General features: G+C 63.8%; 15 protein-coding genes. 10 read left to right on the top strand and 5 right to left on the bottom strand.

Annotation, left to right across the window (positions count from 1 at the left end):
* The first annotated feature begins 35 nt into the window (after window positions 1–35).
* Window positions 36–1,208, top strand: a complete 1,173-nt coding sequence (locus ABIB90_RS14565; protein ID WP_354200957.1) for an MFS transporter — start codon at window positions 36–38, stop codon at window positions 1,206–1,208.
* Between the two features lie 92 nt (window positions 1,209–1,300).
* Window positions 1,301–1,693 (top strand): hypothetical protein, encoded by a 393-nt coding sequence (locus ABIB90_RS14560; RefSeq protein ID WP_354200956.1) that lies wholly within the window; start codon window positions 1,301–1,303, stop codon window positions 1,691–1,693.
* Window positions 1,694–1,726: 33 nt separating this feature from the next.
* Here ABIB90_RS14560 and ABIB90_RS14555 read toward each other — a convergent pair whose 3' ends face one another.
* Entirely contained in the window at window positions 1,727–3,070 is a 1,344-nt protein-coding gene (locus ABIB90_RS14555) for an alpha/beta hydrolase (protein WP_354200955.1), read from the bottom strand.
* Window positions 3,071–3,399: 329 nt separating this feature from the next.
* On the opposite strand from ABIB90_RS14555, the gene ABIB90_RS14550 reads away from it, so the two are divergent.
* Both ABIB90_RS14550 and ABIB90_RS14545 read left to right on the top strand, forming a co-directional pair.
* Window positions 3,400–4,767, top strand: a complete 1,368-nt coding sequence (locus tag ABIB90_RS14550; protein WP_007602618.1) for an APC family permease — start codon at window positions 3,400–3,402, stop codon at window positions 4,765–4,767.
* Window positions 4,768–4,769: 2 nt separating this feature from the next.
* A complete protein-coding gene (locus tag ABIB90_RS14545) occupies window positions 4,770–5,984 on the top strand; it encodes a hypothetical protein (protein WP_354200954.1) in 1,215 nt (404 codons plus the stop codon).
* A gap of 19 nt (window positions 5,985–6,003) precedes the next feature.
* Here the strand turns inward: ABIB90_RS14545 and ABIB90_RS14540 are convergent, their stop codons facing one another.
* Window positions 6,004–6,567, bottom strand: coding sequence for a helix-turn-helix domain-containing protein (locus ABIB90_RS14540; RefSeq protein ID WP_354128745.1), 564 nt, complete (start codon window positions 6,565–6,567; stop codon window positions 6,004–6,006).
* A gap of 357 nt (window positions 6,568–6,924) precedes the next feature.
* Between ABIB90_RS14540 and ABIB90_RS14535 the strand changes: the two genes are divergently transcribed.
* The 3 genes from ABIB90_RS14535 to ABIB90_RS14525 are packed head-to-tail and all read left to right on the top strand — an operon-like array spanning window position 6,925 to window position 9,768.
* Window positions 6,925–8,238 carry an MFS transporter gene (locus tag ABIB90_RS14535; RefSeq protein ID WP_219683823.1) on the top strand — a complete coding sequence of 438 codons (1,314 nt, stop codon included), beginning with the start codon at window positions 6,925–6,927 and terminating at the stop codon, window positions 8,236–8,238.
* Between the two features lie 55 nt (window positions 8,239–8,293).
* The gene (locus ABIB90_RS14530) at window positions 8,294–8,815 is read left to right on the top strand and encodes an MOSC domain-containing protein (protein ID WP_354158892.1); all 522 of its coding nucleotides are present in this window, start codon (window positions 8,294–8,296) and stop codon (window positions 8,813–8,815) included.
* Window positions 8,812–9,768: a PDR/VanB family oxidoreductase gene (locus tag ABIB90_RS14525; RefSeq protein ID WP_354200953.1), complete on the top strand. Its 957-nt coding sequence runs from the start codon at window positions 8,812–8,814 to the stop codon at window positions 9,766–9,768. The genes ABIB90_RS14530 and ABIB90_RS14525 overlap by 4 nt, the downstream gene beginning before the upstream one ends.
* Window positions 9,769–9,777: 9 nt before the next feature.
* Here ABIB90_RS14525 and ABIB90_RS14520 read toward each other — a convergent pair whose 3' ends face one another.
* Window positions 9,778–9,990, bottom strand: a complete 213-nt coding sequence (locus ABIB90_RS14520) for a hypothetical protein (protein ID WP_007602626.1) — start codon at window positions 9,988–9,990, stop codon at window positions 9,778–9,780.
* A 90-nt stretch (window positions 9,991–10,080) separates the two neighbouring features.
* Window positions 10,081–10,419: a membrane protein insertion efficiency factor YidD gene (gene yidD, locus ABIB90_RS14515; RefSeq protein ID WP_035994626.1), complete on the bottom strand. Its 339-nt coding sequence runs from the start codon at window positions 10,417–10,419 to the stop codon at window positions 10,081–10,083.
* Between the two features lie 241 nt (window positions 10,420–10,660).
* On the opposite strand from yidD, the gene ABIB90_RS14510 reads away from it, so the two are divergent.
* A complete protein-coding gene (locus ABIB90_RS14510; protein WP_354158886.1) occupies window positions 10,661–11,560 on the top strand; it encodes a COG3904 family protein in 900 nt (299 codons plus the stop codon).
* 62 nt (window positions 11,561–11,622) lie between these two features.
* Here ABIB90_RS14510 and ABIB90_RS14505 read toward each other — a convergent pair whose 3' ends face one another.
* Window positions 11,623–12,078, bottom strand: coding sequence for an iron-sulfur cluster assembly scaffold protein (locus tag ABIB90_RS14505; protein WP_007602629.1), 456 nt, complete (start codon window positions 12,076–12,078; stop codon window positions 11,623–11,625).
* A gap of 231 nt (window positions 12,079–12,309) precedes the next feature.
* Here ABIB90_RS14505 and folE point away from each other — a divergent pair, with 231 nt between their 5' ends.
* The gene (gene folE / locus ABIB90_RS14500; RefSeq protein ID WP_007602630.1) at window positions 12,310–13,002 is read left to right on the top strand and encodes a GTP cyclohydrolase I FolE; all 693 of its coding nucleotides are present in this window, start codon (window positions 12,310–12,312) and stop codon (window positions 13,000–13,002) included.
* 27 nt (window positions 13,003–13,029) lie between these two features.
* Entirely contained in the window at window positions 13,030–13,452 is a 423-nt protein-coding gene (hisI, locus tag ABIB90_RS14495) for a phosphoribosyl-AMP cyclohydrolase (protein ID WP_354158883.1), read from the top strand.
* Window positions 13,453–13,527 lie beyond the last annotated feature (75 nt).

Here is a 13,527-nt window from a genome sequence, read left to right as displayed (position 1 = left end):
TTAACTGGTCGCAAGGCGGTTCTACATGCGTTTGCATGGAAAATGCACGCGCCGGCCGTTTCGCGCCAACCGCCCTGATGCTCGGCAATCTCGTCACCGGCTGCTCGGTCTTGGCACCGGCCGGCATGCTGCCGGAATTGGCGACGGGGCTCGACGTCAGCATCCATGCGGCCGCGCTCCTGATCACCTTCGGAGCTGTCATCCTGTGCATCGGGTCTCCGCTGACGGCCTGGCTCACCGGCCGGACGGAGCGCCGGACGCTGCTCACCACGACGCTGGCGGTGCTCGCCTTTGGCAATCTGGCCTCGGCCTTTGCGCCCGACTATGCAAGCCTCCTCGTCATCCGCCTGGTGATGCTCGCGGTCGGCGCGCTTTACACGCCGCAGGCCGCCGGCACGGCGGCGTTGATCGTGCCGGTCGAGCGTCGCGGCAGCACGATTGCCTATATCTTTCTCGGCTGGTCGCTCGCTGCCGCCGTCGGCCTGCCGCTGATCACCTTCATCGCCAGCCGCTATGGCTGGCGCGCGGCCTATGGCGGGATCGGCGCCCTCGGCTGCGTCAGCCTGCTGCTGTTGCTGATACGGCTGCCGGCGGGCTTGAAGGGGACGCCGGTGGATCTGAAGACCTGGAGCGCGGTCGGTCGCAACAGGACGATCCTGCTTCTGCTTGCAATCACGATGTTGCAGATGTCCGGGCAGTTCGTGGTGTTCACCTTCATGGGGCCGCTGCTCAACAAGCTGACCGGCGCAGGGCCCGATGCGATTGGCCTGGTGTTCGCTCTCTATGGCGTCTGTGGCTTCCTCGGCGTTGTCATCGCGACCCGCATCGTCGACACATCAGGGCCCTATCGCACCTCGCTGTTGTTCACCTGCCTGCTGCTTGCGGGGATCACGGGCTGGGCGCTCGGCGCCGGCACGCTCGCGTTGATGGCGGGTGCGGTCGCGATCTGGGGCCTCGGCTTTGCCTCGACCAATTCGATGCAGCAGGTGCGGCTGGTCTCGGCCGCACCGTCGCTGGCATCGGCGACCGTCGCACTCAACACCTCCGTCCTCTATATCGGCCAGGCGGTCGGCTCTGCCGTCGGCGGACTGCTATTCGCCCGCGAGCTCCTGCATACGCTAGGCTTCGTCGCGGTCGGCTTCGTCGTGCTGGCGCTGATACTGGTGATCCTGACCCGGCCCCGGCCGGCAACTGCCGCCCCGGCCTGAACGGAAGCGTGTTCGTGTGCGCAAGGTGCTTGGCAAACCGCGCGCCGGGAGGCTAGAAGGCCGGTCATGGGGACCAAAGAGGGTTGACTGAGATGAGGATGATTCTGGCGGTTGCCGCGGTGCTCTATTCAGCCTCCGCTTTCGCGCAAGCCGACAAGCCACCACCGATGGTCGGGGACAAGCCGCTGGTTCAGGTCAAGCCCAAGGGCACCAAGGCGGGGACCAAGGAGGCGGCGGCCAAGCCGGCCGCCGCGCCGAAGGGCAAGCCACAATCGATCGCGGCGCGGCTCCAGGCTTGCCTCGACCTCGATGACGGCACCAAGGACCGGCTCAATTGCTACGACGCCGTGATCCCCCCGGCGCCAAAGCCGAAGCCGGCGAAGGCCAAGGGCTACGCCGATTGCCGTTTCTTCAAGGAAGAGGACGAGCGGCTGGCCTGCTTCAATGGGTTTGCCGAGAGCATTCCGAAGCTGCCAAAGAGCTGAGCGACAGACGTAGGCTTAGCGAGTCACGTCCAATCAGCGACTCGATGCGGATGACGCCGTAGCTGCGACGCGCGTCAGCGCCAGTGCCGGCGTCGCTGACATCTTCACCAGCACGTCCTTGAGCGGGTCCCGCGTCCACGCTCGCGTCACATAGTCACGATGGGTGATGCCGTCCCCGGTTTCGACGAACACCACGCTGCCCGGACGCAAGGGGCCGTCCATGTCTTCGGAGACGGTGATGCCTTTCTGCCGCAGCGTGCTCATCAGTTCGCGGTCGCGCCGCGCGGTGTAGTGGGTGTAGGAGCTGACGAAGAAGCCGGAGCGGTGGCTCTCGATCCATGAGGCGAACTTGTCCATCTCGCCATAGACGGCGTCGAGCAACACGACGCCGCGGACGCGGTCGCTGATGCCACCAACCTCGAGACTCCAGGCGGTCGGCAGGAAGCCGCCGCTGTAGCCGACGATCACGATCGGCATGTTGGCGAAGGCGCGGGCGCTGTTGGGATCGCCCGTGAGCCGGGCCAGATGGTTCGCCGACTCGTCGATGAAGCGCTTGAGGCCGCCGGCCTGCCAGAATTTTCCTGCGCTGGAATCGGCGGCGTCGACCGCCATCTGCGGTGCGAGCAGGATGGCATTGGCGCCGGAATCGGTGATCTGTTGCGGCACCAGCTGGCGGTCGCGCACGTCGCGCTCCAGCGTCGCGCCATTGCCGTGGAAGAACACCACGATCACGCCGGGCTTCCGCACGTCGAAATGTTCGGGCACGTGCATCAAGACGCGGTTATCGTTGTAAGTCTCGTCCTGCCAGAACACGCGCCCGGAATAGCTGCGGTGGCCGCGGCGGTCGCCCTTGGAGATGTTGAGGAATGGCGCGTCGGAGGCAGGGTTGTTGCCGAAATAGGGGAAAGCTGACGATTTCATGCTGACGAGCGTCGTCAGGTCCTCGCGTGGCGGACGCTGGTAGGGGGCCTGCGGCGCGAGCGAAGCGACCTTGTAGGGCGCCTGCTCCGGCTGCTGCTGCACGGCGCGCTTGGGTGAGAAGTCGGACATCTGCCGTTGCAGAAAACCCTCGCTCGCGGATGGGAAGCGCTCCTTGAACTGGGGGGCCGGGAAGCGATCCTCGAACGTGTCGCCGCTTGCGACTTGCTGGCTTGTCTTCGCGACGACCTGGACGTTGGCTGGGACGTTGCCTTGGACATTGGCCTGCGAGTTCGCCGCGAGCGCTGCCGGATTGGGCGCCTTGCCGCATTGAACCAGCGTCAGCGACAACGGCACCAAGGCTGAGATCAGAGCGGTCCGAAGCGCACGACCGCGTGCGCCGGACGTGGTCCGGTCGGCGCGGATGTCAGCTCTCGGTTTCGGAACGGCCCCGACCATTCACCCATGACCCCAAGTCATGACCACAAGTCCATCGGCAATCATTAAGGCAATTGAGCCGATGGGCGTTTAGGCGACGTTAAGTGTCCGGAGAAACTTCCCCACATCCGGAACGCTCAAAGGGACCACGCAATCGTGTCGTGATTGTGGGGGAGGGAAGCGGGATGTCCCGGTGTTTACGAAGCTTTATTGTCCGGATCGTGCATTAATGGTGCTGCAGTACCGATTTGGCCTCGCCTCATTTAACCCTTGTTAACCCTGCTTGAATTGACTGGACCGAACTGCACGATGCTTCCCACGAGGCGCAACGCCTGAGGTTGAGGACGGCGATGACGGCATCAGATGCGGGTACTGCACCCTGGACCGGCCGGCTGACCGGACGCGGGTCGGGGGTCTCCGTTCTGGTCGCAACCGCCATCGTCGTGGCCGACATGATCGGGGTCGGCGTCTTCACCAGTCTCGGCTTCCAGGTCAAGGACATCCCCTCAGGCTTCTCGATCCTCTTGCTGTGGACCGTAGGCGGCATCGTCGCGCTATGCGGGGTATTCTCCTACAGCGAGCTCGGCGCGATGTTTCCGCGCTCGAGCGGCGAATACAATTTCCTCGGCCGTGCCTATCATCCCGCCTTCGGCTTTCTCGCCGGCTGGGTGTCGGCGACCGTTGGCTTTGCAGCACCCGTCGCGCTCGCCGCGATGGCCTTCGGCGAATACGCCAAATCGGTCGTGCCCGGTGTGCCGCCGATCCCGCTTGCCATCGCCGTGGTGTGGCTGGTCTCGCTCGTGCAACTGACCGGGGTCAGGCACTCCTCGACCTTCCAGTTGATCTCGACCATCCTGAAGGTCGTGCTGATCGTTGCCTTCCTGGTTGCAGGATTCATTGTCGGCGTGCCGCAGCCGATCGCCTTCACGCCGCAGGCGGGCGATCTCGCGCATATCGTCAGCGCGCCCTTCGCGATCGGGCTCGTCTTCGTGATGTATTCGTTCTCGGGCTGGAATGCCGCAACCTACATCATCGGCGAGATGAACATGCCGCAGCGGGACCTGCCGCGCGCGCTGCTCGCGGGCACGCTGATCGTGCTCGTGCTGTACGTCGCGCTGAATGCGGTGTTTCTCCATTCGACGCCGGTCGGCGCGCTCGCGGGTCAGCTCGACGTCGCCAGCGTCGCCGGCAGCGCGATTTTCGGCAATCTCGGCGGCCGGATCGTCGGCGCGATGATCTGTTTCGGCCTGATCTCCTCGATCAGCGCGATGATGTGGATCGGCCCGCGCGTGATGATGACGATGGGGGAGGATATTCCGGCGCTGCGCGTGTTTTCGCAGAGGTCGGTGCGCGGCGCGCCGGCCTATGCCATCCTGTTTCAGCTCGCCGTCGCCAATCTGCTGTTGTTCACGCGCAGCTTCGAGGCCGTGCTCGACTTCATCCAGTTCGCGCTGCTGTTCTGCTCGTTTTTCACGGTCGCCGGCGTCATCAAGCTGCGCATCACGGATCCCGATTTGCCGCGGCCCTATCGTGCCTGGGGATACCCGTTCACGCCGCTCGTTTTCCTGCTCGTGACCGGGTTCATGATGTACTATTTGTTGACCGAGCGGCTCGTGCAATCGCTGTCGGGGATGCTCGTCATGCTCTCGGGCCTGTTGATTTATGCTGTTTTCCGCAGGCGGCCGGTCGCCGCTGGCACGTCACACAATCGCGAATAGACATGTTTCGACCTATGAGAATTGCGGCCGTGGCTCTCGCCTTGCTGGTTGCGGCCGTCCCGTCCGCACGTGCTGCCGAGGCAACCTTCGACGACACCGCGCGCTTCCTCGCGGGCATGCAGCCTTCGACGGATTCGCCGCTGGTGCCGCTCACAAAGGACCCGGGCTGGCAGCGCCACGCGAGATTCTTCGACGGCGCCTTCGCCCAGCTTGAGGAGCGCCAGCTCTCGAAGATCCGCAACTGGGCCGACGTCAATCTGGCGGCGCCCAGACCGACCATGTTTTATTTGTTCAGCGGCCCCGACTTCCTCTACGCCAACGCCTTCTATTCGAAGGCCAGCACTTACGTGCTCGGCGCGCTGGAGCCGGTCGGTGCGGTGGCTGACCTGACGCGATTGCCACGCGGTTCGGTCGGCGCCGCGCTCTACAATGTCGAGCGCTCGCTCGGCTCGATCCTGAGTTTTTCCTTCTTCATCACCAAGCAAATGAAGGTCGACCTGCACACCAACCAGGTCAACGGCACCTTGCCGATCCTCTACGTCTTCCTCGTCCGCTCCGGCAAGACCATCCGCAATGTCGAAATGGTTGCACTCGACGACAAGGGCGGGATGCATGTCGGCAACGACAACCCCGGACCGAACGCGACGCGCGGCGCCCGCATCACCTTTGCAGGCCCCGACGGCGAGGCGCGCACGCTGTATTATTTCTCGACCGATCTCTCCAATTCAGGTGCACGCGCAGCCGGCTTCCTGAAGTTCTGCGAGACGCTCGGCCCCGGCAACAGCCTGATCAAGAGCGCGTCCTATCTGCTGCACTCCGGCAATTTCTCCGTCGCGCGCGACTGGTTGCTCGCCAACAGCGCGACCATCGTCCAGGACGATTCCGGCATTCCGCTTTCGAGCTACAATTCGCGGCAATGGCGCTTCTTCCCGTTCGGCCGCTATCTCGGACCCATCAGCGAATTTCCCGGCCGCTACCAGGAACGCTACGCCGCGCTGTTCACGCGCGCCCAGCCGATCGATTTCGGCGTCGGCTACCGCTGGCGGATGCACGAATCGAACTTGCTGCTGGCGGTGAAGGTGCCGGGAAGCGAGACAGCGCCCTCCGCGGAGACCACCTCGTCCGCCGAGCCGTCGCCGAAACCGCCGCGTCCGAAGCGGCCACGTCCGCCCGAGCCGGTCCCGCCGCCACCCGGGCGCTTTTTCTGGTCCCGCTAAACCTGGTGCTCGGCCGGCGTTACGCCGCCGGGCTCTGGGCGACCACAACCAGGACCTCCGCCTTCTGCCGGCCGAGGCTCCTGACCTCGTGCGGTGTCTCGCCTGAAAAATATAGGCAATCGCCCTTGCCGAGGACAAGTTCTTCGCCGTCGAGCTTGATCGCGATCTTGCCATTGATGACAAACAGCAACTCCTCGCCCGCATGCGAGGCGCGCGTCGCTGATTTGTGCGGCGGGCTCAGGAGGAACGGCTCCATCATCTTGCGGGTGCGGCCGGTTGCCAGTGGCACCACGCCAAAGGTGTCCTGAAACAGCGGCACGCTGCCGCCTTCACGGCGGAACAGCGTGTAGCGCGGCGCGGGCTCGGCGTTCGGGTCGAAGAAATTCGCGACATTGACCTCGAGCGCGGCTGCCATCCGTAGCAGGGCGGCGAGCGAAGGGATCTTCAGGTTGCGCTCGACCAGGGAGATATAGCCGCGCGTGAGATCACTCTGTTTGGCAAGCTGGTCCAGTGTCAGGCCCTTGGCGATCCGCGCCTGGCGAATGTTGGCCCCGACGGCTGCCGCTTTGCTGACGTCAAGCACGCATGAGTCTCCCGAATTGCTGACGTCTCTTTTGCAACAGATGCCGCTCGACTGCCAGTCCGGCGGGTGCGCGCTGTCCCTTCAGTGTACGCGCCGGCTGTATTCCAAAGGAAAACATATGCGCAGAAATTTAGAGCAAGGTCGCAGATATTGTAAGCAAAGACTCTAGTTTATCGCCAAAATCAGCTCAATTAAAGGGCAATAAGCGTGCTTTGCCGCTCCGGACGACATTTGCCGCGTTCCACGCCGTTGATTTCCAACAGTAAACATGATCGATTTTTACCGTCCGGGCTGCCGATGGGCTCCGCGGACAGAACCAACTGCTTTCCCTGGCGCCGGTACTTTTTGGAGACATCGATGACCGTAGCAGACGACGTAACCCTGAACGTAGCGCCGGACGAGGCGGCGAGCTTGCGGCGGATCGTGTGGTCGAGCGTGATCGGCACCGCGGTCGAATGGTACGACTTCCTCATCTACGGCACGGCGACCGCGCTGGTCTTCAACAAGGTCTTCTTCGCTGCCGGCAACCCCGCGCTCGCCACGATCGCGGCCTTCGGCACTTATGCGGTCGGCTTTCTGGCGCGACCGCTTGGCGCCGCGATCTTCGGTCACTACGGCGACAGGGTGGGCCGCAAGGCGATGCTCGCGATCACGATCATGGTGATGGGCATCGGCACCTTTCTGATCGGCCTGCTTCCGACCTATCAGCAGATCGGGATCGCCGCGCCGCTGCTCTTGATCGGCCTGCGATTCCTCCAGGGCATTGGCCTCGGCGGCGAATGGGGTGGTGCGGTGCTGATGGTGGTGGAGAATTGTCCGACGCACCGCCGCGGCCTGCTCGGCAGCATGGTGCAGGTCGGCAATCCCATCGGCAATCTCGCCGCGATCGGCATGTTTGCGCTGGTGGCGAGCCTGCCGGAAAGTGAGTTCATGTCCTATGGCTGGCGCATTCCGTTCCTGATCTCGATCTTGCTGGTCGGCGTCGGTCTCTACATCCGCCTCAACATGGAAGAGACCGTGGCCTTCCGCCAGGTCCAGGCCAAAAAGGAGGTCGCAAGTCTGCCGCTGGTCGAGATCTTCAGGCATCACCGCCGTCCTTTCTTTACCGCGGTCGGACTGAAGATCTCGGAGATCGCCTATGCCAGCATCGGCGGCGTGTTCGTGATGTCCTACGCCACCGCGAATCTTGGCTTATCTCGTACGGTGGTGTTGAACGGCGCCTTCGCGGCATCGCTGGTCGCGCTGCTCGCCATTCCGCTGTTCGGCTGGCTGTCCGACATCGTCGGCCGCAAAAAGATGTTCTATGCAAGCTGTCTGTTTTCGGCGCTGTTTGCCTTTCCGCTGTTCTGGCTGCTCAACACCCGCGATCCCACCATCGTCATCTGGACCATCGTGGTGGCGATTACTTTCGGGCAGATGGTGATGTTCGGCATCGGCGCGCCCTGGTACTCCGAGCTGTTTTCCGCGCGGCTGCGCTATAGCGGCGCCTCGCTCGGGTTCCAGGTCGGGGCCGCCATCAGTGGCGGATTGACGCCGCTGATTGCGGCGGCTCTGATGGGCTGGAGTGGCGGCGCCACCTGGCCGGTTTCGCTGCTGCTGATTGGCTGCGCCGCCATCACGGCGACCGCGACCACGTTCGCGCCGGAAATGGCGAACAAGGAACTGACCTGATCCCGCGGCGCGCCGCTGCTGGCGGCGCGCCATCGCTTCTCACAAGGATTTTGTCATGCTCGATGAGATAGGCGCCGGCTCGGCCGATAGCACAGCACGCCTCGGCTGGACTGGCTTGGTCCGCTTCCTCCATCTCGCTCCACGCGCGTTCCTGCCAATGCGCGCGATGGAGCAGCTCGTTCTCGTCGCCGGCCAAGGGATAGAAGGTGACCGCTACATGATCGGGCGCGAGGAAGGATTTTATTCGCACAAGCCCGAAGAGGGCAGGCAGGTCACCTTGTTCGAGCTCGAAACCTTGGTTGCGCTCAAGCGCGACGCGGGAATCGAACTCGGTCCCGAGGAGCATCGCCGCAACGTGACGGTCGAGGGCGTGCCGTTGAACCATCTGGTCGGCCGCCGCTTCTGGTTAGGTGAGACCTTGCTGGAAGCAACCCGATTATCGATCCCATGCCGGCATATCGAGGAGATCACCGGCAAGGCGATCTTCGATCCGCTCATCAACCGCTCGGGCCTCAACTGCAGGATATTGCAAGGCGGCATCGTCAGGGTCGGCGACACCGTGCGGAACATGGCATGAGCGCACGGCCGATAACGACGATCAAGACGGTTGTCGCCGGCATCCAAGAGGCCGGTGCGGGGATCAAGGTGTTCACCCTGGCCGATCCCGACAGTTGGGACCTGCCGCCGTTCAAGCCCGGCGCCCACATCGACCTGCATCTGCCGAACGGTCTCGTGCGGACCTATTCGCTGTGCAACGAGCCCGCCGACAACTCGCGTTACGTCATCGCGGTCAAACGCGAGGCCGATGGGCGCGGCGGTTCGCGCGCGCTTCACGACGAGGTTGGCATAGGCGACGTCATCGGCGTGTCACTGCCGCGCGGCGGGCTGGAGCCGGGTGCGGACATTGCGCATCATGTGTTCGTCGCCGGTGGCATCGGTGTAACGCCGTTCTTGTCGATGGCCCGTCACCTCCTGCAGATTGGCAATACAGGCTTTGTGCTGCACCTCATCGTGCGCGAGGAGGTGCCGCTTGCCGCACAGCTCGCGCCGCTGATCGATGAGGGGCGTGTCGTCGTGCACCGCACGTCCTGCGCCGGGCGTCCGAATCTCGCTTCGCTGGTCGGCGAAGTTGGGGGGCAGACGATGGTCGCCTGCTGCGGGCCGGAAGGCATGACCGACGAGTTCGAGCGCCTGACCGCAGCCTGGCCCGCAGCCAATGTTCACATCGAGCGTTTCGTCGCGCCGCCACCGGTGATCGACCCTGACGCAAAGCCCTTCACGCTGTTGCTGGCGCGTACGGGGACCGAAATCCCGGTTCGCGCCGGCCAGACCATGCTGGCCGCCTTGCAGGAAGGAGGCATCGATATATCGACGTCCTGCTGCGGCGGCATTTGCGGCGCCTGCAAGGTCGGCTGGATCGAGGGCAAGCCCGTGCACCGCGATCGCGTCCTGTCGCCGTATGAGCGCGAACGCTTTCTCATGATCTGCGTCGCCGGATCGGATGCCGACCGGCTGGTGCTGGACCTCTAAAGTCTAGCTCTACCAGTGCACGCTCTGGCTCGGCACGATGAACGCCGTCGTACTGGGCGGCGTGGCAGTGCTCGTGGCCAGATACCAGCCGGAGCCGACCGCGAGCATCAAAAGGACGATGATGGCGAGCATGTCGAGGGTTCTGGGATCGTGGCCTCGCGAACCAATCCGCGAATCCGGTCCAGACCTGAAGTGAAAATGAGGGCTGATTTTCCAGCGCATTGTTTTTCCTCCCGCGGGAGCATCACATCAACGCGAGGGGAGAATTTCGGTTCCACTCAAGGTAGCGACGCGTGAGGCGCCGCGCTGTGCTTAGGATGCATTGACACCGCGCCAGCGGCCGTAGCGCCAGGGCGAGTACCAGCGCGCGCCCTGTGGCGCGGTGAGGGGCACGTTGTCGATGCCCGAGGTGCCGAAGGGGTTGCAACGGAGCAGGCGCGCCAGTGTCATCCAGCCGCCGGCCCACAGCCCGAACCTTTCGATCGCCTCGTCGCCATAGGCGGAGCAGGTCGGCAGGTGCCGGCAGTTGTAGCCAACCAAAGGCGAGAGCGTGTGGCGGTAGATCCAGATCAGCGCGCGGCCGAATCTGCGCGGAAGCCGGAGCGCGCCCGCGACGGAATTGGAACAGTGCTCGCAGGCTGATTGCTTCATGGGCGCTTTGCTGAGATCGTAGGCGAGGTTTTGCGTGGTTCCGATGCAGGGAACTGTAAGCTGTTGTTTGCACGCCATATTTTGCGTGCTTTTTGGGAGCAGTGCAGCAAGTACCTATGGACGATCTGTATTCCCCCGGATACCATTTTTGTGACGCCCATGTGAGACTCATGGAACGTCAGAACGGGGCTTGCCTGAATCGGCTTTGGCTTATTGCTTTGGGCTTGGGGAAGGGACCAGTTTGAAACTTCTGAAGTCGCTCAAACTTCGCGGCTGGTTGCTGGTAGGAACCGCTGCTTGTGGAGTCGTGTTGGCTGGCGCCGTCGCGACGCTCGGGTCGTCGGCCCGGGCCGGTGCTGCCCTCGAAGAGCGCAAGCTGCCGATGAAGTTCAATTGGGTCGCCTGCGAACCGAATTGCCGCGGGTGGGTCAGTGCGGTCGGCATCATCACCGCCGATACGCCCCGGGACTTCGAAGAATTTTCCCGCGGACGCCAGCTCGGCGGCGCCACCGTGGTGCTCGATTCCAGTGGCGGTTCCGTCAACGACGCGATCACGCTCGGCCGGCGCTTTCGCAATCTCGGACTTTTGACCACGGTTGGTATCAGCATTCAGACCCGCGGCGGGCAGACGGTTCGGCCGGCGGTCGCGCCCGAGGCCTATTGCGAATCCATGTGCGTGTTCCTGCTGCTGGCGGGCAAGAAGCGCTACGTGCCGGAAGCGGCCCATGTGCGGGTCCATCAGATTTGGATGGGTGATCGCGCCGACGATGCCAAGGCCGCGAGCTACAGCGCGCAGGACCTGATGATCGTGGAGCGCGACATCGGCCGGCTCGCCAAATACACGTTCGACATGGGCGGTGCCGGCGATCTGCTGTCGCTCGCGCTCAGCGTCCCGCCGTGGGAAGATTTGCACGAGCTCGATGCGGGCGAGCTCAAGCTTACCAATCTCGTGACGACGGATCTCGTGGCCGACGTGTTGCCGCATGTCGATATCTCCGCGCCGGCAATGGCGGAGCTTGCACCGAAGACCCAGGCGAGGTTCGGTGCGGAACCGGAGCAGCCTGCCAAGTCGACCAAGACGGCGGAAGCCCTGGTGCCGACGGGCCGCGTGGCCACGCCGGTCGCGGCATCGCAGAAGTAGCCTCGGAATCTCTGATCTATATCCGGGCCGAGCGACGAGCCCGGGATCAACCTCCGCCGGAATCAGCCTTGCGCCGCAGCCGGCTGCTTCGCCTTCGCCTCGATCTGGCCGATGGCATCGACCACGGCATCGAAGGTCAGGAGCGTCGAGGCGTGGCGCGCCTTGTAGTCGCGGACCGGCTCGAGGAACTTGATCTCTTCCCATTTGCCTTCAGGAGGCGCGCCGTTCTCCTTCAGCATCTTGCGAACAGTTTCGCGTAACTCACGGAGTTCGCTCGCAGTCGATCCGACGATCTGACTTGCCATGATGGATGAAGAAGCCTGTCCCAGCGCGCAGGCCTTCACGTCGTGGGCAAAGTCGGTGACCTTCTCGCCCTCCATCTTGAGGTCGACCTTGACGGTCGAGCCGCACAGCTTGGAATGGGCGGTGGCGGTGGCATCGGGATCCGGCAACCGCCCGAGCCGCGGAATATTCCCGGCCAGTTCGATGATCCGCTTGTTATAAATGTCGTTCAGCATGTGATGGAGTCCAGCAGGATCGGCCTTGGCGTGCGCCGTCCACGGCCTTATATAGGGTCGGAACTGGCGGAAAAACAGTCCAGCGCTGCAGCAGTGGTGTGATGCAGAACCCTGCTGCCGGCGTTACAGCTTGCAGATTTTTTCGCCGAAACTGTTCTCTCAGGCGTCCGGCGGTTCGCCGCCCCGTCTGCCGGTGACACTCCGGCCGCAAGGCCGTCGAACGGAGTCGACATGGACGCTACCATCAAATCCATCCGCCCCAACAAGCCCTCCGACCGGCAGCCCGAGAGCCGTCCGGCGGAGCTTGATCCTTCCGAATTCCTCGCCGCCGCCGTCCGGGCCGACCAGCCGCGCCCCGCGCGCGCCGAGGCCGAGCAGGCAGTGAAGACGCTGCTCGCCTATATCGGCGAGAACACCAACCGCGAGGGCCTGCTCGACACGCCGCGCCGCGTGGTCGAGGCTTTCGACGAACTCTATCAGGGCTATCACCAGTGCCCGGCCGAGGTGCTCGATCGCACCTTCGGCGAGACCGCCGGCTATGATGATTTCGTGCTTGTGCGCGACATCGAGTTCACCTCGCAATGCGAGCATCACATGATGCCGTTCTACGGCAAGGCGCACATCGCCTACACGCCGGTGGAACGCGTGGTCGGGCTGTCGAAGCTTGCGCGCCTCACCGACATCTTCGCCCGCAGGCTCCAGACCCAGGAGCACATGACCGCGCAGATCGCGGCGGCGATCGACGAGATACTCAAGCCGCGCGGCGTTGCCGTGCTGATCGAGGCCGAGCATACCTGCATGTCGGTGCGCGGCGTCGCCAAGCATGGCGCCTCCACCTTCACCAGCCGCTTCACCGGCATGTTCCGCGACAATCCGGCGGAGCAAGCTCGTTTTCTGTCTCTGGTGCGAGGCCTGCAGCGCTGACCTCGCGAATAGACCGGCGAGGGCGTTGTGTCTGCTCACTCCCATGAAATCGAGGAAGGTCTCGCCTTCCTTCCCAGATTCGACGCGGCCGGGCTCGTGACGGTCGTCGCGACCGATGTTGCCAGTGGCGACGTGCTGATGGTCGCGCACATGAATGACGAGGCGCTGCGCAAGACCATCGCGACCGGCGAGGCCTGGTACTTCAGCCGCTCGCGCAATGCCTTGTGGCGAAAAGGTGAGACCTCAGGTCAGACCCAGCGCGTGGTCGAGATCCGCACCGATTGCGATCAGGATGCGATCTGGATCCGCGTCGAGCAGATCGGCGCAGCGTGTCACACCGGCCGCCGGTCCTGCTTCTACCGCAAGGTCGAGGCCGAAGACGGCGGCGCCAGGCTCGTCTTTGTCGATGCGGACAGGCTGTTCGATCCGGACGCGGTGTACAAGAAATAATCCTGCCGTCATTGAGGGTAGGGCTGACGGCCGAATTAACCCCGCATTAACCATACCTGTCCCACGGTGAGACGA

It is taken from the genome of Bradyrhizobium sp. JR4.1, from assembly GCF_040548605.1.
Lineage (GTDB): Bacteria > Pseudomonadota > Alphaproteobacteria > Rhizobiales > Xanthobacteraceae > Bradyrhizobium > Bradyrhizobium canariense.
This window is presented reverse-complemented; position numbering and strand designations above follow the sequence as displayed.

What these genes read in the sequence shown, in the direction of transcription:
- ABIB90_RS14565 (WP_354200957.1), top strand. Translation starts at nt 36, where the DNA reads ATGGAAAATGCACGCGCCGGCCGTTTCGCGCCAACCGCCCTGATGCTC.
- ABIB90_RS14560 (WP_354200956.1), top strand. Translation starts at nt 1,301, where the DNA reads ATGAGGATGATTCTGGCGGTTGCCGCGGTGCTCTATTCAGCCTCCGCT.
- ABIB90_RS14555 (WP_354200955.1), bottom strand. Translation starts at nt 3,070, where the DNA reads ATGGTCGGGGCCGTTCCGAAACCGAGAGCTGACATCCGCGCCGACCGG.
- ABIB90_RS14550 (WP_007602618.1), top strand. Translation starts at nt 3,400, where the DNA reads ATGACGGCATCAGATGCGGGTACTGCACCCTGGACCGGCCGGCTGACC.
- ABIB90_RS14545 (WP_354200954.1), top strand. Translation starts at nt 4,770, where the DNA reads ATGTTTCGACCTATGAGAATTGCGGCCGTGGCTCTCGCCTTGCTGGTT.
- ABIB90_RS14535 (WP_219683823.1), top strand. Translation starts at nt 6,925, where the DNA reads ATGACCGTAGCAGACGACGTAACCCTGAACGTAGCGCCGGACGAGGCG.
- ABIB90_RS14530 (WP_354158892.1), top strand. Translation starts at nt 8,294, where the DNA reads ATGCTCGATGAGATAGGCGCCGGCTCGGCCGATAGCACAGCACGCCTC.
- ABIB90_RS14525 (WP_354200953.1), top strand. Translation starts at nt 8,812, where the DNA reads ATGAGCGCACGGCCGATAACGACGATCAAGACGGTTGTCGCCGGCATC.
- ABIB90_RS14520 (WP_007602626.1), bottom strand. Translation starts at nt 9,990, where the DNA reads ATGCGCTGGAAAATCAGCCCTCATTTTCACTTCAGGTCTGGACCGGAT.
- yidD (WP_035994626.1), bottom strand. Translation starts at nt 10,419, where the DNA reads ATGAAGCAATCAGCCTGCGAGCACTGTTCCAATTCCGTCGCGGGCGCG.
- ABIB90_RS14505 (WP_007602629.1), bottom strand. Translation starts at nt 12,078, where the DNA reads ATGCTGAACGACATTTATAACAAGCGGATCATCGAACTGGCCGGGAAT.
- folE (WP_007602630.1), top strand. Translation starts at nt 12,310, where the DNA reads ATGGACGCTACCATCAAATCCATCCGCCCCAACAAGCCCTCCGACCGG.